The following is a 17971-nucleotide window of genomic DNA, read 5'->3' on the forward strand; positions in this document are numbered from 1 at the left end:
AATTTACCCCGTTCACGGGGTAGAGGAAGTCAATTCAGGTATTAATGACACGTTTGATTCGTGCAAAGGGGCATTGGATCAGGATAAATGCCTTTCACGTGAACGTATAGTCGTTGCACCTGGGTATATTTTAGTAATATTTATCGCGGCCTTTATGATCTGCAATATTTTTGGCTGGTTAGCCGTTAAAAATAACCGCCATTATCTGATGGTGCGCGTTATCAACATTATTGGGATTGTACTTTCAGCCTTGGGAACTATGGGAGGAGCCCTAGTTTTACTCATAGCAGTTGGAAGTATGGCGACCTGGGGACATAACGGGGGTAGAGGGGCATTAGTCGCCCTCCTGGCGACGGTTGCACCTGCGGTTGATTTAGCTTTCTCGATTATATTTGTAGTGCATGCATCGCGCATGAAACGAGGGGTATATTCCCCGAAGAATACCTACCAACCGTGATAGGGTATGCGTAGATAAAAAACTCACTCGGCTTCGGAAATTTATATACCTGAAAAGCCGTCTATATCTTTAGAGTATATGGGGGAGGAGGAAACTGCTGTGGATCACGAATCTCGCGTGCATGATGCCGATGCGGTTCCCCCTGCCCGCGTGAACGCCGAAGATGCTTCGCCTCGGGACGAAGCCCCGCCGGCCGGTCAGGATGCGGTGCCCACCCGCTACACGGCACCGATTCGCCACGCGGTTCCGGCAGCGCCGCCCGCATACGCCCTTGAGCATGCACGACAGAATTCGGGGGAACCTGAACCAGCCCCGCAGCCGCCGCAGCCCAGGAAACAGGGCGCGGTTCGTCAGGCGCTTCGGGCAGCTACAAAATCGAAAACTGCCGAGCCTCAGGCACCTCAGGATGCGCCTGCCCCACGTTTTATTCCCGCCCCCACGCCAGAGCCGCCAGCGCCTAGTTCTTCGGAAGTATCCGCTGCATCAAAACCTGCCCCATCACAAACCTCGCAAGAGGTTGAGCAGGATGTATCGCCGCGACGGAATAGTATTCCACATCAGGCATATACGCCGAAGAATCTGAGCCGCGCATTCTCTCAAATGCAGGTAGGCATTGAAACAATAAATGCACGACGACGTTCTCTGAACATCACCATTGGTGTCCGGTTAGCAGTGCTCGCTCTCTTGGGGATTTTTGAAGGCTCTATTATTGCACGCTACACCACGAATATGGGGTGGGGGTTTTGGCTGATTATCACAATCTACGCTGTTGTTCAGGTATGGCCGTTAGCGCGTCCGCCCAAAGACGCTTCGGACGCTTCCGTATATTCCGTGTGGGGAATATTTTCGCTGATCTGCTTTATTGGTGTTGGACTAGTACTTTCACCCATCACATTCCTACTTCTCGTCTTGAACTGGGATGGTATTTCGCTGGGCCTTGATCCCATGATTGTGCTCTGCACACTGGGCGCTTTATGGCTTCTTGAAATCGCATTGCTGAGTGTAACCCTGTATAAGTTCAATACTCTGCGTGCGATACTTGCTCGCCCAACATTAAGTATTCGTTAGGGCGTATGTACAGGACCCACTGCGCCGCTGTGCGACGCGATATGACATGCGCGGCGGTGTTGTATCTGTCTCTTGCTGGCAAACCTTGCTAATCTAACACTAGAAACCAGTACGAGAGGGGAAAACCCGGGTGGAAAACCAGCCAGAGCATCCGCATGACGATCGGGCCACGGTATTAGTGTCGAAGATATCGGGCAAGCCTATAAGGCCCCTTCAAGTGTCTCTGGCAGCCCTCATCATGACGATATTTATAGGGATGTGGGCGTACATTCTGATCTCGTATATCGTCTGGGTTGTTACGGTGCCGCTGCAGGGCGTATCGCTCTGGGAATCAGAAACATTTCTGACGCTCAAAGACCAGCTTCCCCTCGTATTTTTCATGATGGCTACCTTCGTGCTGATGGCGCTTCATGTGGTGGTGTTATTTGCGTATTTACGCGGGCATAGGTGGGCTGCGTATGTGCTGACTGCCTCCTTGCTGTTGGGAATGCTCTGTACCTTTATTGTGCTCTTGCTGGTGGGCGTTATCATGGCCGGTCTTAATGGGGCTCCTATGGAGGAAGTAGAGTTCCTCTTGGATTCCAACTCGTCGCCGCTTTATGTGCCTCTTTATGTGGGTATGCCGTATCTTGTGATGAGCGTTATTGCTCTTGGACTGATCTGGAGCCGTGCCGCCCGTGAATACATGCATGCGCGAAGCCTATGGCGTGCCGAGCAGCGTGAGGATTCCCTGATGTTCTAAACCACCCCACGGTATATTCTCTATTTGGAATATATACAGGTGAGAGAGTATTTTGAGGGTGCTGTGCTAGGTGTTTTCTGCTCTGGTGCAGTACCTTTTGTATATCGCAGAACACCTGCTGAGAAATATTCCACATATGGAATACGGGTGTAAATACTGCAAACCGCCCTTGAGGTCGGCTACTCTCAGAAATAAGTTCACAGCTCTATTGAGCTAAAACCTCAAGGAGAATCGCCGATGACCAACCACCCAAACCCTGCTTCAGGAGATCCCTCACCCCAGCAACCTTCAAACCCTTATGTGCAGCATTTGCAGCAGCATATGGCGGTGGGGCAGGGGCAGAATCCTACAGTTCCCCTTCAGGCTGCCCCTCAGGGCACATATGACAATAACGCGGTTAAGATTGAAAAACCTGTACGAACATTCGTACTGACGCTGGTTCTTGTGGGTGCTTTGGCATGCATCGCGTTACGGATCATAGAGTATCTGGTCAGTGCATCGTTAATGAACGAGGCGGCACGCTGGGTAAGCTCCCAACAGTATGCAGAGAATATTGATCGCGAGGCCGTTGCGGTTCCCGCATTTTTACTCTCGGGCGCCCAGGCAGCCCTTTTGCTGGTATCTGTTTTCGTGTCTTCGTGTCTTTATTTGCTCTTCGGCTGTTTCGCATATGTGGGGCGGAATTGGGCGCGTATTATGCTGACAATTATTGCCGTTATCGGGATTATTGTGAGCGCCTTCAAATGCTGGGCTTTTAATACCGCACAGACAGGTATTGAGGGGATCTCACAAAATCCACAGGTACAGGGGTATATGGGGGTGCTCGTGATTCTATACGCTGCCCTCTGCGCGGTTAACCTGCTTACGATAATTCTGATGTGGCTTCGTCCGGCTAATCGTTATGTACGCAAACTCAAGGCATATCGGCTGGCGCGTTTAATGGAACAAACTCAATATCAGCAGGTATATGCATATCACGTTGTTCAGCCAGGTTACTATGCGGGGCAGCAACCCGGAGGCTACAACCCCAATACCGGGCGGCAGTATCCCGGGCAGCAATCGTAGACGGGTAGACCGCGATCGGCAGCTAGGGCAGCGTCAGAGTCTAAGCCGCCAAGGTTCGGCTCATAAGAGAACCACAATGCTGGTGTTCAAAGAACTTTTTAGTATGCTCAAAAGAGTATCCACGTAACACTATAAATTTCATAAAACCCGTGTAAGGATTGCACCATGACATATTCTGCCGACCCCATGCCGGAAGGCACGCCCTCGTATCAGCCTCATATGGCAGCATCGAATCCAGGAGGTCTCGCTGCCGCCTTTAAGGAGCCTAAAAGACCTACCTTTGTTTTTGTCTTCGCAATTTTTACCGCTACCGTGTGCCCAATCCTGCGTTTTGTGGAGTATGTCCTAACGTCTTCATATTTGAGTGAGGCTTTTAAATGGCATCAATCGCACGCGCGCGTACCTGCGTACGGTGATATGTCTCTTGAGCAGATGAAATCTGGAATGTTTGCACAGGCGCAGCTAAACTCAACGCTCACATTCCATTTTATTGTCGTGCTAACTACTGCTCTGCTTTATATTCTTTTTGGACTCGTCGTGAGTAGTGGGAAAAACTGGGGTCGTATTCTGCTGACTATTCTAGCCTCCCTTGGTGTGTTGATGAGCGGTATGAGCGCTTTGGGGCAGGCTTATACGATGTCCGACCCAGAGGCGCCGGCTTTTGCGAATGCGCAGGGGTATTTAGGGGCTCTGGTGGCCGTATATATGCTACTTTTCCTGGCGAATATATGCCTAGTTGTTCTCGTGTGGATGCCGCCTGTGAACGTGTATATGCGGAATACTAAAGCCTACTGGAAAGCCAAAGAAGCGCTGGAGGCGGGTAGTAAGAGCTACGCCAACCGGTTTGCGGCTCAGCCGGAATCAACCTCGAAAGAGCAGACTAAAGGTACAAACTCATAACCTGGTTGTCATTAAATAAGCCCGAATGCTAGGTAGCGTGAGTACTTTCCGCTATTCTCGAAAAGAAGCCCAAAGCGGTGCTTCACCCCGTTATAACCGTAAGGACTATTGTCGATGAATGAATACCCCAAGCCCGCCAGTCCAGACCCCCGGCCACCGCAAGGTCCGCAGACATCAGGTGCATACTCAAACCAGCCGCAGAATCAGTATGGACAGAACCACCCTGTAAACCCGCAGATCTCGCAGCCGTATATGCAGAATCCGGCACACCAGGTGGCACCGTCACCATCCACGCCGCCGGAATCAGACGCGAAACCGAAAATGTCGATTCTGCTGCTGTCTGTCCTCATCTTGGCGATCTTGATGCCCGTCTTGCGCGTCATCGAATACGGCATTATGACCTCTATGGTGAGTAGCCTGATGGAAGCGCTCCGTCAATCGTTGGGGGAGAGCGCTTATCAACAGTTTATTGCTAAACCGGAATTTTATGAACTTCGAGATATGCAGGTCGGTCTAGTAGGCCGTTTTGTTTTTGGTATTTTCTTCAGCATCATCTACATTTTTTTCGGAATTTTTATTTTCCTGGGATACAACTGGGCGCGTATTGTTCTGACGGTTTTTACAGTGTTGAATACGCTCTTAGTCATGCTTTTCCTGATGGACTCGATCGTAGGCTACAACGAGTTTGCCAATTTTACGGATTTGGTGGATCTTCGGGGTCAAGCTTTCGGACTTGTCATCATCTATATCGCCATTTTGGTGGTGGGCCTTCTGCCCCTGATTCTGATGTGGCTACCGCCCGCGAATAGGTATGTTCGCCAGCGTACTTCGGTGCGGCGGGCGCGAAACCAGGCAAATAACCCCTACGGAATGCCGCAGCCCTATGCATATCCGGCACCCGCGCCGCATTCGGGGCAGGCGCCGGGGAGCCATCCTTCCTCTGGAGGGCAGCAGCTTTAGCTCCCTGAGGATATAAGAGTTTTACTTCGTGAGGGTGCTGCGACATATATGAAATATATGTCGCAGCACCCTTTTTATAACTGATCTCGTTGCGCGTAAATAATTTCTTGTACGCCCATAAAGCCTTTATTTCTAGGTGTCTGGGCGATCAATAATAAAACTATAAGCGCCTTAAATCGACGCTTTTCTGACATTAAAACATAGTGCAAAAACCTAGAGATATTGTCATATTGCTTGATGAACCTGTAACGTGTGCTTTAAGGGTTGTGGAGGTTCTTCGTAACACTCAGCTAAGACCTTAGATACTTTCGTACAATGCCGCAGCCCTCTAGGAGGAATACCGCCGATGAGCTATGACAGTGCTGTACGCTCTGAATACTCCATAACAACACTGACCTCTGGGTATATGGGCGAAGAGAATATGGTGAATTATTCGCCCGTACCGAGAGCCTCTTTAGAGCGCCCCTACGTACCCTGTGCGGTGAAGATAGCCGCATGCGCCAGCATGATGATTGCTATTCTTCGCACCATATATTTGACAGCATCATGGCATTTTGAAAATTTTGCTCTGGGGAATGCTCTGACTATTGCTAATGTTTTCTTGCACGTTATTCTAGGAATTTTTATTCTTCGGGGGTATGCGCTGGCGCGCGCTCTGCTGGTTTCACTCGCGCTGCTAACCTTGGGAACATCCCTGCTGACTCTGAGTTGGCTGCGCCCCGCCGTTCCCGATATTCCGGGGTCATATTTGTCGGTTGTGGTGCTGAGCATGGCGGCACTGACGCACTTGGTGCTGTTAGGATTTTTGATGTTCCCCGCCAGCGTTACCCTGTATATGCGTGAGAGCAACGCCTACCGTCAGGCATGCGCGCACTGTTAGCCGTAGGTTTTGGAGCCTATGTACAAGACATATCCGGGCTATGCTCCTGAGTTAACGGCGGCGTGTCAGCTTTCTGAATTCGGGAGCGATGGTTTGTGGTCGCTGAAGGGTTTTTCCGAATAAAATTCGAGATCGGGCGTGTCCAAAAATTTGTCGTGTATGACGAAATATCAGGTTGAGCTCGGCGTGATTAAAAAATATTTCACGACATTGGTCAATAATGTATGACCTGAAACTAAGGCTCCGCTATGCTCATAATACAGCCGTTTAACACGGTAACCGAGAACAAAGGAGTACCACCGATGAGCGAGCAGCATAGACCTGACCCGGCTTTGCCTCAAAATCCCCAGCCTTCCGGAAACCAAGGCTACCCCCAACAACCCGCACCCGCCGGTCAGCCCATGTATGGGAACGCCCCCGCTCCCGCCGCTGAACTTCCTGAGAAGCCCGCGTACCGAGGAACCGTTGTCGCCGTTCTCATCGTGGGTATTATTGCGGCTCTTTTGCGGATTATTGATATTATTATGGGGCTTTACCTACATCCGCAGGCAAAAAATTTCGCCCAAGAATATAACATCAGCGAAAGCGAACTTGGAATTACTGATTCTAGTCCCCGAGGGATTATCTTTGGCATCGTAATTGCCCTTCTTTTCTTTACCCTAGCAAGAAATATGAAAAAAGGAGGTCTAGGTTCGGCTATCGGTCTTACTGCTGTAGCCGGTATCTTTACAGTGATCTATGCTAATGGAATGCCAGAGGCTCTGGATAACGTTAATAGCTTTGACGAAATTATAAGCGATCCCCTTTTCCCAGAGAAGTACAAAGGATTTTTCTCCGCTATAAAGTTTGGGGTTTATCTCGAACTAGCTTCTATCGTGATCCAGGTTCTTCTGATTATCCTGATCTGGCTGCCAACAACCCTCAAATATATGAGAAAGGCTCGGGAATATTACGGCGCGGTAGAAGCCCAGAAGCCCGAGAACCAGCCCGTCGATGCCAGCACTCTAGCCGTGCCCGCATCTGAGGGACAGGCACCCGCTGCACAGCATAACGCCCAGCATGTTCAGAACGGGCAGCAGGGGTATGGATATGACCCGCAAGCTCCTCAGAATCCGCAGGCTCAGCAGAATAATGTGCCGCAAAACCCGCAAAATCCCCAAGACCAGCAGGGTAATAGCGGGTACAATCTGAATTAGAGATTGAAAATTTCATAGGTTTGATGCACTTCGTGCATGCCTAACAATGTTCGTCGTGCACCTCAGGCGGGGGCACGACGAACATTCTTTTAAGGAATTCTCAACGATCGAAGTGAGAATTCCGCAACCCAACCACAGAAAACATTGTTGAGGAGGAACCATGAGTCAAGATCCTTATGGTCAACAACCCCCATACCAGCCGCCGCATCCCAACGCGCCCATGCACCCGGCGATTCAATACGCACCCGTGCCAACGCAGAAACCCGAGCCCACTACCGTCGTCAAGATCGGCACCTACCTGATTTACGCCGTGGCGTTGTATATGATCATGCGAGCCATCGTTGGCTTGGATGATTTCGGGTTCCAGACATACCACACGGAGAACGGCAAGACGACCGAAGTAAACTCTTCGACGGGACTCGGCTATGTCATCAGTGCAATTTTTGCTGCGTTTACCATTCTCCTCGGATTCTTCTACTCTAAGGGCCACGGATGGGCTCGCATTACCGCCCTTGTCCTGGGGATTATCGGTACCATTCGCGATCTGCTCTACTTCTTGCTCACCCTTCTCGCCCAGTCGCTGGTACAGTCCGTTACATCTCAGATGGATGGGGCGCAGCAGGTATCTATAAGCCCTGCTGTATACATAGTTCTTATATTGGGCATTATTTTGCAGATTGCGGTAGTGGTTTTCATGCTTCGTGGTGATGCCGCTCGGTACACGAGCGATAGCCGCCTCTGGCGCAGCTACCGGCAGGATCAGGGTCCGCAGCCCGTTCAACAGCCTACAGATTCCCAGCCTCAGCAAGGATTCGGTCAGGCTGCACAAAACCCACAGGCACAGAATCCGCAATCACGACCAAACCCCGCACCGCAGAATCCTAATGACCGGTACGACGGTGGTAGCGATGGATACCGCCTGAACTAACCTACAGACACCCGGATGCGCCCTCAACAGCGCGGAAACGTTCGCCGTACACTACCATTGAAGTACGGCGAGCGTTTTGCGTTTTTGCAGCATATAAAAGTGTTGCTGGCATGTATACGACCGCCATAGATATAGCACCGGTACACCCGATAAGAGTCACCAGGACACACTATGAGCCAAAATCCCTATTATCAAGATCCGCAGTATCAGCCCTCATACGCCCAACAGCCTCAAGGACCTTATGTCCAGCCATACCAGCCAGGGGCTTATATGTCTGTTCCAGAGAAAAAACCCGAACCCAGCACGGTAGTAAAAACAGGTATTTATCTGATCTTTGGGTATGCGCTTTATGCCCTGGTATCAAGTATTTACAACTCGGTAACCCTTCGAGACAGGATGAATGCCCTGCTCGAACAGCAGAAGAACCAGTACTCTCCGTATGGGAACTACAGTAGCGTCAACTTTTCAGACTCGTTGATAACAACGAGTATTGTTGTTGGCATTCTGATAGCCGTCATCATAGTCGCTCTTACGGTCGTTATCGGTTATTTTTACGCCAAAGGGCACACTTGGGCGCGTATTACAGCTTTGGTCTTAAGTAGTATTGGTACTGCATTCGGTGTGATTACCCTGATCATGATCCTCGCGGGTGCTGGTACAGGGTCGGTAAGTTATTCCCCGTATTCTACGATGAACGACCCTGTGTCAATTGGTATGACAATCTTCTCCACGGTTTTGCAGGGCACCATTATCGTGTTCATGGTGCTGCGCGATGCTACGCAGTATACCGCTCAGAGCCGCATCTGGCGTATGTACCAGCAGAATCAGAGCGGCGTAAATCCCTACCAGCAGGGGAACCAACCCTATAACCATTAGGGTATATGCTTCGATAAGAATATAAGCATATAGCAAGGGGGCGGCGAATACAGACTGTATTCTCCGCCCCTTATGCATACGCAGAAGTTTGAGATTTAGGTGCCTCTACTCGGCTGCCTCGTTCTTGGCTTTGGAACGACCGCGCAGGTATTCAAAGGTCACGGGCAGAACCGAAACCAACACAATAATGACCGCAAGCATCTCAATATTGTTGTGGATGAACTCGACACCACCCAACAGCACGCCTGCCATGCCAATAGAACCAATCCACAGGACGGCACCCAGGATGTTCCAGAGGTTGAACCTACGGCGCGGATACGAAGAAATACCCGCCGCCAGCGAAACAAAGGTACGAACGATCGGTACGAAGCGACCTACAACAAGTGCGAAACCGCCTCGTTTAGCAAAAAATTCTTCCGCAGCGTGCAGGTTCTTGGTGCTCAGGATTTTTGCATCGTCTTTGAAAAGATTACGGCCATAGCGGGCACCCAGCTGATACCCGACCTCGCCGCCAGCTACCGCTGCAATGATAAGAACCGGGAACGCCAGCCAGAGCGACAGCCCCATGCGGTCATGGAGCATACCCAGAGCGAAGATCAAAGAGTCGCCCGGAAGCACCGGAAACAGCACGCCCGATTCGATAAAAACGATGATGGCCGAAACCACCAGAACCCACGGACCGGTGCTGATCAGCACATCTTCAAGCTTGAAACCGAGGAGCCCCAGCGGAAGATGGGCAAGAAGTACGGGGATAAAAAAAGCCATAGAAAAATCCTGAAGTAGTCGAACACAAGGCACGCGCGGTGCTTGCACACAATCCTATGCGGTCTGCCTGAGAGACCACTAAGGCAAAAATATGTGGAAGCTATGAAGTGTCTCGCAATATTCTACCGGGATTCTTTGTGAGAAACGATTAAGAGCGTGAACCTGCCTCACGAGCTTGGCTAACTGATGGAATCATGGCGTTTATACCCGATGAGGAATATAAGGGCGGTGAAGTCAGTACCCATATATTCCGTGACCGCGATAGTATTCCCAAACCTGCATGCACGAGGTAACCGTACAGCATGTGCGGAGCCTTGAAATCTGCCATGATGGGAGAAACCCCTCACAAAGGAACCCCATGCCAACACTCCATGAAAACGCCCAAGTCCTGCTCAGAAAGCTCACCGCAAACCCAAATGCGAGCTTTCATCCCGGGCAGTTCGAGGCTATCGAGGCGCTTGTCACCGACCGCCGCCGCACCCTCGTGGTACAGCGTACAGGCTGGGGAAAATCTGCCGTGTATTTTATTTCGGCGCTTCTGATGCGCGCCCAAGGTTCCGGGGTTGCCCTCATTATTTCTCCGCTGCTTTCGCTCATGCGCGACCAGGTGCAGGCAGCCGAACGTGCCGGGGTTCGTGCCGCTATGGTGAACTCCGCTAACGTGACCGAATGGGAGGCAATACGCGCCCGCCTTGATGCAAACGATCTGGACGTTCTCCTCATTGGACCCGAACGACTCAATAACCCCGCATTTCGTGAAGAATGGATGCCTTATCTGCAGCCGCGGCTCGGCCTTCTGGTGGTTGATGAAGCGCACTGTATCTCCGATTGGGGGCACGACTTTCGCCCCGATTACCGGCGCATCGGGGCACTTATTCGTGAGCTTGATGCGAACGTTCCCGTACTCGCGACGACCGCAACCGCGAACGAACGTGTAAGCCGCGATATTGCCGAACAGCTTGCCGCAGGCGCCAACCCCGAGGATGTTGTGGTGCTGCGCGGTTCGCTCACCCGCGATTCTCTGAGGCTGGGCGTGCTGCAGCTGCCCGACGAAGCGCAGCGTCTAGGCTGGCTGGTTGAACACCTTGATACGCTGCCGGGCTCAGGAATTATCTATACCCTGACAGTATCCGCCGCCGAAGACACCGCTCGACTGCTGCAAACCGCCGGGCACAAGGTTCTTGCGTACACCGGAAAAACCGATCCCGATGAACGCCGCGAAGCCGAAGAAACCCTCAAAGCCAACCGGGTTAAGGCGCTTGTTGCCACGAGTGCCCTCGGTATGGGATTCGACAAACCCGATCTGGGGTTTGTGGTGCATCTTGGGGCACCTTCTTCGGCGGTGAGCTACTACCAGCAAGTGGGCCGTGCCGGTCGCGGCACCGACCATGCGGATGTGCTTCTGCTGCCCGGGCGTGAAGATCGCGCGATCTGGGAGTATTTTGCGACCGCATCCATGCCCAACGAACAGAACGCCTACGCCGTGTGTGAGGCGCTGGCGGATGAGCCCGATGGGCTTTCTATACCCGCACTAGAGGCACGTGTACAGTTACGCCGAACCACCTTAGAACTTCTGCTCAAAGTACTCGATGTTGAGGATGCGGTGCGCAAGATCGGCTCACGCTGGTACTCCACAGGTGCTCCCTGGAGCTACGATGCACCACGATACCGTGCCGTGGCGCAGGCGCGCGTTCGGGAGCAAGAGGCCATGCTCGCCTACGAGAGTACCGAAGGGTGCCGCATGGTCTTTCTGGCACACGAGCTGGACGATACCACGGCGGCTCCGTGCGGAAAATGCGATAGGTGCGCGGGCCCCTGGTACCCCGAACAGGTCTCTGAGCGCGCCGTGCAGCAGGCTCAAGGAACCCTCAACGCGGTTGGCGTAGAAATAGCCCCGCGCGGCATGTGGCCTACTGGGCTGCAGGAGCTTGCGGGGGAGAACGCGCCGAAGGGTAAGATTCCGGTGTCAGAGCGCGCCGAACCGGGTTACGCGCTGGCACGCCTCAGCGATGTGGGGTGGGGCAGTCGTGTGCGTGAGCTTTTGGCGACCGACGAATCCGGAGAACCTCTCGATACGCCCGTTCCTCAATCTCTTGGGCAGGCCTGCGTGCGGGTTCTTGCGGCATGGGACTGGGGCGAAACCGGCCGTCCCGAAACTGTACTCACGGTACCGTCTCCGGTGCGTCCCACGTTAGCGCGCTCGTTGGGGGAGGGTCTGGCTCATGTCGGTAAACTCGTGTATTTGGGCGAGGCTGAGCTGGCCGCCGAACCGCGTTTCTTCGGCGGTAACAGTGTTTTCCGATGTGCCGATGTTATGCGTTCCTACCAGATTCCGCCTGAGGTAATTGAGAGGCTGCGTGAGCATCCGGGACCTGTGCTTTTAGTGAGCGATATTGTGGATTCTCGCTGGAGCATAACCGTGTTGGCGCAGCGGCTGCGGGCGGGCGGAGCCTCCGCCGTATACCCCTTCGCATTGGGTGTGACACACTGAGAATTGTATTTCTCATGAGGAATATATAGCTTTTGACAAGGACATATAGACGATATGGAATACAACAATAGTGGTGCTCACGCCGGTGACGGTGAAGCCCTCAGCACCATTGCAACATTGGCTGAGCATGAACGCTGGATGCGCCTGGCTCTCGACGAAGGAAAGCGCGCAGCATGCGCCGGTGAGATACCTATCGGCGCGGTGGTGGTAAATGCCGAGGGTGAGATTATCGGCTCGGGGCACAATAGCCGCGAACACGATCATGACCCCACCGGGCACGCTGAGATCCATGCGATTCGCCAGGCGGCACAGCATCTTAAGACCTGGCGATTGGATGAGTGCACGCTCGTGGTGACCGTTGAACCATGCCTCATGTGTGCCGGGGCGATTCTGATGGCGCGCATACCCACGGTGGTGATGGGTGCTTGGGAAGAAAAAACGGGTGCGGTGGGGAGTCAATATGATGTGCTCCGTGACCGTCGTTTAGGGCTTGATGTGCAGGTTTACGCCGGGGTGCTGCGCGAGGAATGTGCTGGGCTGATGCGCACATTTTTTGAATCACGCCGCCCACAGCAAGGGGCCTAAGCCGCTGGGTATTTTTGCCTAAAATCCTTGTGCCCTCATAAAAGGCTCGTGATGTGATCAAACGGTTTCCAACGTTTTATTCACATCACGAACCTTTTGTTCGGAGAAGACTAAGGAGGACGATAGGGGGGGGGAAGGAAGCGAAAGGGACCGGCACGACTTCCCCCCCCCCTTATTTGAACGAAAAGCGCCTTTTCTTTGAAAAATAATCCATAAATTTCAAAAATAATATCGGAAATCGTCAAAAAATGGTCATGTGCACTGTTTCTGCGGATCTACGATAGATGAGGTAATTCAGGGTCCTGCGTGCCACTTAACGCGGGGACGCGCCAAGAATCCTGACACGTATTTATATTAAAGGTTCAGCACACATGTTAACCGCAGACGATATTTGGGCTCGGGGCCGCCATAAGGCACTCTTCGGCCGTACCAGCTTCACGGTGGAACGCGGCGAGGTCATCCTGATACAGGCCGACAGCCAGATTGAACGCACCTCCCTGAGCTTAGCCCTTACCGGGCGGCTGAAGCTCAGCGGCGGAACCCTCAGCTGGGATCACCGAAGTCCCGTCAGCTTGCGCCACCTGCGCAGTATCTCTGACATTATTGATTCCCCAGAAGTTACCGCCCCCGAAGTGCATATGCGCGTGCATGATTACGTCTCCGAAATGCTCTCGTACTCTCTGCCGTTCTTCGGTCGGCCCCGGGCAAGCCACTGGCTGGAGCAGAACGATTTAGGCGAGCTCGACAGGCTCTGGACCGAACAGCTTACAGGTGAGCAGAATATCCGTCTGATGAGCGCTTTAGCGGCGCATACCCGCTCCGATCTTCTGGTATTTGATACTCCCTCACGGCATCTGGACCACACCCGCATGTGGCTGCCGTATCTACAGGAACTCGCCGAAAACGAAGACGATCCGCGTGCCGTGATCGCCGTAGTTCCGCATATTTCCGAAAGCTGGGACGGCAAAACTGCCGTGGTTGGTGACGCCCACGAAGACCTTGAAGAAACCCCGCAGGATGCGCGCGAGAGTATCCGCCTTACCGTTGCGCGGGAGGAAACCGACTCGTCCCTGGATGACCTGCTCGGCGGCGACCACCACGACGACGATCATAGCGACCCGAACGATCGCGAGACGCTACAGAGCGAGGATCCGGGCGAGAAGGTACAGACCGTCCGGTCACCGCAGGAAGACTCGGCGGTGAACGCATCCGAAGTATCCGAGTCTCTCCTCGAAGACCACGAAGAACAGCTCGAAGAATTATCAAACCCGAAGAATCCAGCAGAGAAGGAACAGTAACTGTGAGTGTAGTTCGTGTTGCGCTCGTCGAACTTAAGCGTCTAACCTCCGGAGTGCTTCCGGTACTGGTGCTTCTTGCTATGTCGTGTATTCCGCTGCTGTACGGTTCACTGTACCTGTACGGCAACTGGGATGCTTACGGGAATGTGAACGGTATTGTGGGCGCGCTCGTGGTGGAAGACGAGGGCGCGAAAGATGCCTCCGGTAACGATCTGAACACCGGTGCGGATGTCAAAAAGAGCCTGCTGGATGCGGGAACCTTCGACTGGAAGAGCGTAGAGACCCGTGATAAAGCCGTCCAAGGCGTCAGCGACGGGACCTATGATTTTGCGCTCGTGATTCCGAAAGACTTCTCGGCCAGGCTCGTGAGTACCGGCTCGTTCAAACCTGATGAGAAAGGCAACACCGGTCCCATTAACCCGCAGGCCGCCGGGCTGGAAATCATCACGAACGACGCCAATAACTATGTGCTCACCAACATCGTGACGAAGGCGGGAACAGCCGTGCGGGATTCCGTAGCCTCCAAGGTGGGGGATAAGACGGCGAACACTCTGCTGGCAAGCTTCACGACCATTCACGGCAAAATGAATGAGGCAGCCGACGGCGCCGACAAAATCAACGCGAACACCGTCAAACTTTCCGATGCGATGACCCAACTCGCTGACGGAACCGGAACCCTCAACGATGGTGCCGTCAAGCTCGCGGACGGTTCCGGGCAGCTGGTGGATGGTTCCGGTAGGCTCGTCGAAGGGCAGAATAAGCTCGCCGATGGTTCATCCCAGTTGGCTGACAGCGCGGGCACCCTCAACCAGGGTGCCGGAAAAGTCAATGACGGTGCCATCAAGCTCGCTGACGGATCATCAACCCTGGCCAACGGTGCCTCTGACGCGCATAACGGCGCTTCCCAGCTGGCGGATGGCTCCGCAGCCCTCGCAAACGGCACTGGCAGCCTTAAGAAAGGCGCGAACGACCTCGCCCAAGGTGCCCAGCAGGTCGCCGACGGAACGCATTCGCTCAAGAATGCACTGGATCAGGACGGGGTGCGTCAACTTCCCGGAACGCTCACCGCCATGTGCCAAAACCTGAACTCAATCGACACCTCCGCCCCAAGCGGGGATTTCGGCACAGACCTGTCAAATACGGTGGTGTCTAAGGTTGCCGAAGATACCCGGCAGAAACTAGCGCCTCTCGTCGAATCCGGCTCCATCAGCCAGGAAACCGCCGACGCGATCGTCGCCAACATCAATTCCGAACAGACGAAATCGGCTGTAGCATCCGCGAACGATCAGGCACTCAAAAACCATCTGGCGCAGCACGGACAAGCCGGTTCAGATGTGTTGGCGAAGCTGCAAACCCTCAAAAATGACAACTGTGTGGCCACCGGGGAATCCGCTGCAGCGCAAAAACTCAGTACCCTGATTGATGGGGTGGATAAGCTCGACTCCGGCGCCACGGCGGTAGCGCAGGGTGCCGGAACACTGCGCGACGGCATCACCAAACTCGATTCCGGGGCAACCACCCTAGCAGACGGTTCAGCTAAACTCGCTGACGGCACCGGGAAAGTTGCCGATGGTGCCTCCACCCTCAATAACGGAGCAGCCCAACTGGCCGAGGGCACCGGCGAACTCAAAAACGGTACCGGAAACCTGCACAACGGCGCACAGCAGCTTGCCGATGGCGAAAAAGAAGCCGTAGACGGCCAAAATAAACTGCACGACGGCGCAACCACACTGCAGGACGGGTCGTCCCAGCTTGCCGATGGCACCGGAAAACTCAACAGCAGCACCGGCCAAATCGCCGACGGCACGGGACAGCTCAAAGACGGAACCGGGCAGCTCTCCACCGGACTGCAAAACGGCACCCGCCAAATCCCCAACCTGAACGAAGAACAGCAAAAAGACGTAGCCTCCGTCATGTCCTCACCCGTGGACCTCGAACACAGTTCCCTAGCCAACGGACGTAATTACGGCGAGGGTATGGGACCGTTCTTCATGTGCCTAGCCCTGTGGATCGGCGGCCTGATGCTCGTGCAAACCCTGCGCCCGCTCAACAACCGTGCACTGGCCTCAAAGGCACCGACAGCGCGCATCATCCTAGGAAGCTGGCTGCCGTTCGGACTGATCGGTATCGCCCAGGCAGTACTCATGTTCGCGGCAGTGAAATTCGGGCTCGGATTCCAGATGGCGCATCCGTGGCTTGCCTTCTTCTTCCTCTGCTTTGTCGCAACGATCTTCACCCTGTTCATTCACGGCGTGGTGGTGTTCTTCGGCTCGCCCGGCAAGCTCATAGCCCTAATTATCATGATCCTGCAGCTCATCACGGCGGGCGGCACCATGCCCTACGAAACTCTGCCGCACGCCATGAGATGGATGCACGACTTCTTCCCCATGGGCTACGCCGTCACCGGTATGCGCAGGCTCAGCTACGGCATCAACGAATCCAGCCTGATGCCGATCATGATGTACCTGCTGCTGTGGGGTGCCGTCGGTCTGGTGCTGGGGTACCTGGGAACCCGCCGTGACCGCATCTGGTCCCTGAAAAAACTAATCCCCGAAATCACGGTGTAGGGCCTTAGCATGGAGAGAACAGCAACCGCCACGAAGGGAACCATCCCCATGCCCGATACGCCGAACCCCGCACGCCGACCGGGCCGCACCGGCAAAACCCAACGCAAACTCTTCACCGCCACGATGGAGATCATGGAGCATCGGGGAAGCGCCCACGTGAGCATTGAAGAGGTCGCCCAGCGCGCCGGGGTCTCCAAAGGCACCGTGTACTACAACTTCGGGTCGAAGAAAACCATGATCGACCGGCTTCTGCAATACGGCACGCACCTGCTCGTGGAGAGCATGAGCGAAGCTTCCATCGCTCAGAGCGACCCGCGCGAAGGGCTGCGCAAAAGCATCTCCACGGCGCTCACCTATCTGCACGAACACCGAGGATTCACCAGGCTCTGGGTGAGCGAAGTGTGGAAGGGGCTGGACGCCTGGACCGACTCAATGGTGGACAACCGCCAAGAAATCCTGGATTTCATAGAGTCGCAGGTACGCGCCCTGCGCAGCCGCTACACGATCGATACCGCCCAGGATACACGTGCGTTGGCGCTTTCTATTTTTGGTGCTACTTTTATGCTGGCGATGGACCGGGAGATACACGGGGTGCAGCGTAGCATCGAGGACTCCACCCGTGCGGTCATGCTGGTATTTGACGGCTATATTCGGCACTGACGGATGCGGCTTTCAGGCGATATTGGGGTGCACAGCCGCTATGGGTTCGCTCTTGACTGAAGGCTAACCCCCTGGGTGAGGAACTAAGATCCTCAGGCAGAATAAGCGGTACGATGCGCTTGTCGCTAAGGATTTGAGGGGCGTCCCCAACACCTTGGATGGAACCGAGCGAGGGGGTGGAGTTTTTGCCCCCTTGGGGCGGATGCGGTAGAATCATATCCTATTGGTGGTGTGTCCGAGCGGCCGAAGGTGCATCACTCGAAATGATGTTTGGTGTAACAGCCAACGAGGGTTCAAATCCCTCCACCACCGCATAGCTAAACCCGTCGGGTCTTAGAACTCTAAGACCTGGCGGGTTTTCTGTTGTGCACCTTGTGTCTAGAAAGCTATAGGCTTAGGTGAGGACGAAGTTTTTAGCCCACGTGAAATCTCCCGAGGCGCTCTGCCTACTACGGAACTCGGGCCCGAACTCAGGACCACCAACAGGACAATACTCTTTCCCGTACCCCTCGTGGGCTAACCCCGAAACCACA

General features: G+C 53.9%; 16 protein-coding genes, 1 tRNA gene and 1 pseudogene. 16 read left to right on the forward strand and 2 right to left on the reverse strand.

The window, feature by feature from the left end; translation table 11 throughout:
* From HMPREF3016_RS00010 to HMPREF3016_RS00050, 9 genes and pseudogenes are all read left to right on the forward strand, one after another.
* Window positions 1-457: pseudogene (locus tag HMPREF3016_RS00010) on the forward strand (hypothetical protein); the annotation flags it as partial.
* 99 nt (window positions 458-556) lie between these two features.
* The gene (locus HMPREF3016_RS00015; protein WP_070739223.1) at window positions 557-1525 is read left to right on the forward strand and encodes a skin secretory protein xP2 (protein APEG); all 969 of its coding nucleotides are present in this window, start codon (window positions 557-559) and stop codon (window positions 1523-1525) included.
* Between the two features lie 238 nt (window positions 1526-1763).
* Window positions 1764-2267: a hypothetical protein gene (locus tag HMPREF3016_RS00020; RefSeq protein WP_246825179.1), complete on the forward strand. Its 504-nt coding sequence runs from the start codon at window positions 1764-1766 to the stop codon at window positions 2265-2267.
* A 237-nt stretch (window positions 2268-2504) separates the two neighbouring features.
* A complete protein-coding gene (locus HMPREF3016_RS00025) occupies window positions 2505-3332 on the forward strand; it encodes a hypothetical protein (protein WP_246828391.1) in 828 nt (275 codons plus the stop codon).
* Window positions 3333-3497: 165 nt separating this feature from the next.
* The gene (locus HMPREF3016_RS00030; RefSeq protein ID WP_070739226.1) at window positions 3498-4232 is read left to right on the forward strand and encodes a hypothetical protein; all 735 of its coding nucleotides are present in this window, start codon (window positions 3498-3500) and stop codon (window positions 4230-4232) included.
* A gap of 114 nt (window positions 4233-4346) precedes the next feature.
* Entirely contained in the window at window positions 4347-5192 is an 846-nt protein-coding gene (locus HMPREF3016_RS00035) for a hypothetical protein (RefSeq protein WP_246828392.1), read from the forward strand.
* Window positions 5193-5538: 346 nt separating this feature from the next.
* Entirely contained in the window at window positions 5539-6072 is a 534-nt protein-coding gene (locus HMPREF3016_RS00040; protein WP_070739229.1) for a mechanosensitive ion channel protein MscS, read from the forward strand.
* 302 nt (window positions 6073-6374) lie between these two features.
* Window positions 6375-7268: a hypothetical protein gene (locus HMPREF3016_RS00045; protein WP_239664761.1), complete on the forward strand. Its 894-nt coding sequence runs from the start codon at window positions 6375-6377 to the stop codon at window positions 7266-7268.
* Between the two features lie 160 nt (window positions 7269-7428).
* Entirely contained in the window at window positions 7429-8196 is a 768-nt protein-coding gene (locus tag HMPREF3016_RS00050) for a hypothetical protein (protein ID WP_070739232.1), read from the forward strand.
* Window position 8197: 1 nt separating this feature from the next.
* Here the strand turns inward: HMPREF3016_RS00050 and HMPREF3016_RS11385 are convergent, their stop codons facing one another.
* The gene (locus HMPREF3016_RS11385; protein WP_256370643.1) at window positions 8198-8323 is read right to left on the reverse strand and encodes a hypothetical protein; all 126 of its coding nucleotides are present in this window, start codon (window positions 8321-8323) and stop codon (window positions 8198-8200) included.
* 44 nt (window positions 8324-8367) lie between these two features.
* On the opposite strand from HMPREF3016_RS11385, the gene HMPREF3016_RS00055 reads away from it, so the two are divergent.
* Window positions 8368-9072 (forward strand): cation:proton antiporter family protein, encoded by a 705-nt coding sequence (locus tag HMPREF3016_RS00055; protein ID WP_070739235.1) that lies wholly within the window; start codon window positions 8368-8370, stop codon window positions 9070-9072.
* Window positions 9073-9177: 105 nt separating this feature from the next.
* On the opposite strand, the gene HMPREF3016_RS00060 is transcribed toward HMPREF3016_RS00055, so the two are convergent.
* The gene (locus HMPREF3016_RS00060; protein WP_048751718.1) at window positions 9178-9837 is read right to left on the reverse strand and encodes a DedA family protein; all 660 of its coding nucleotides are present in this window, start codon (window positions 9835-9837) and stop codon (window positions 9178-9180) included.
* A 358-nt stretch (window positions 9838-10195) separates the two neighbouring features.
* Here HMPREF3016_RS00060 and HMPREF3016_RS00065 point away from each other — a divergent pair, with 358 nt between their 5' ends.
* The 6 genes from HMPREF3016_RS00065 to HMPREF3016_RS00090 all read left to right on the forward strand — a co-directional run bounded on the left by HMPREF3016_RS00065 (window position 10196) and on the right by HMPREF3016_RS00090 (window position 17750).
* On the forward strand, window positions 10196-12328 hold the full coding sequence (locus tag HMPREF3016_RS00065) for a RecQ family ATP-dependent DNA helicase (RefSeq protein WP_070739238.1): 2133 nt from the start codon (window positions 10196-10198) through the stop codon (window positions 12326-12328).
* 54 nt (window positions 12329-12382) lie between these two features.
* Window positions 12383-12913, forward strand: a complete 531-nt coding sequence (tadA, locus tag HMPREF3016_RS00070) for a tRNA adenosine(34) deaminase TadA (RefSeq protein ID WP_070739241.1) — start codon at window positions 12383-12385, stop codon at window positions 12911-12913.
* 371 nt (window positions 12914-13284) lie between these two features.
* Complete coding sequence (locus tag HMPREF3016_RS00075) at window positions 13285-14211, forward strand: ABC transporter ATP-binding protein (protein WP_070739244.1); 927 nt, start codon at window positions 13285-13287, stop codon at window positions 14209-14211.
* A 2-nt stretch (window positions 14212-14213) separates the two neighbouring features.
* Window positions 14214-16778, forward strand: a complete 2565-nt coding sequence (locus HMPREF3016_RS00080; RefSeq protein WP_070739247.1) for a YhgE/Pip domain-containing protein — start codon at window positions 14214-14216, stop codon at window positions 16776-16778.
* 9 nt (window positions 16779-16787) lie between these two features.
* A complete protein-coding gene (locus tag HMPREF3016_RS00085; protein WP_070448762.1) occupies window positions 16788-17438 on the forward strand; it encodes a TetR/AcrR family transcriptional regulator in 651 nt (216 codons plus the stop codon).
* Window positions 17439-17663: 225 nt separating this feature from the next.
* Window positions 17664-17750, forward strand: a tRNA-Ser gene (locus HMPREF3016_RS00090).
* The last annotated feature ends 221 nt before the right edge of the window (window positions 17751-17971 follow it).

It is taken from the genome of Rothia sp. HMSC065D02 (genome assembly GCF_001815285.1).
Classification (GTDB): Bacteria; Actinomycetota; Actinomycetes; order Actinomycetales; family Micrococcaceae; genus Rothia; species Rothia dentocariosa.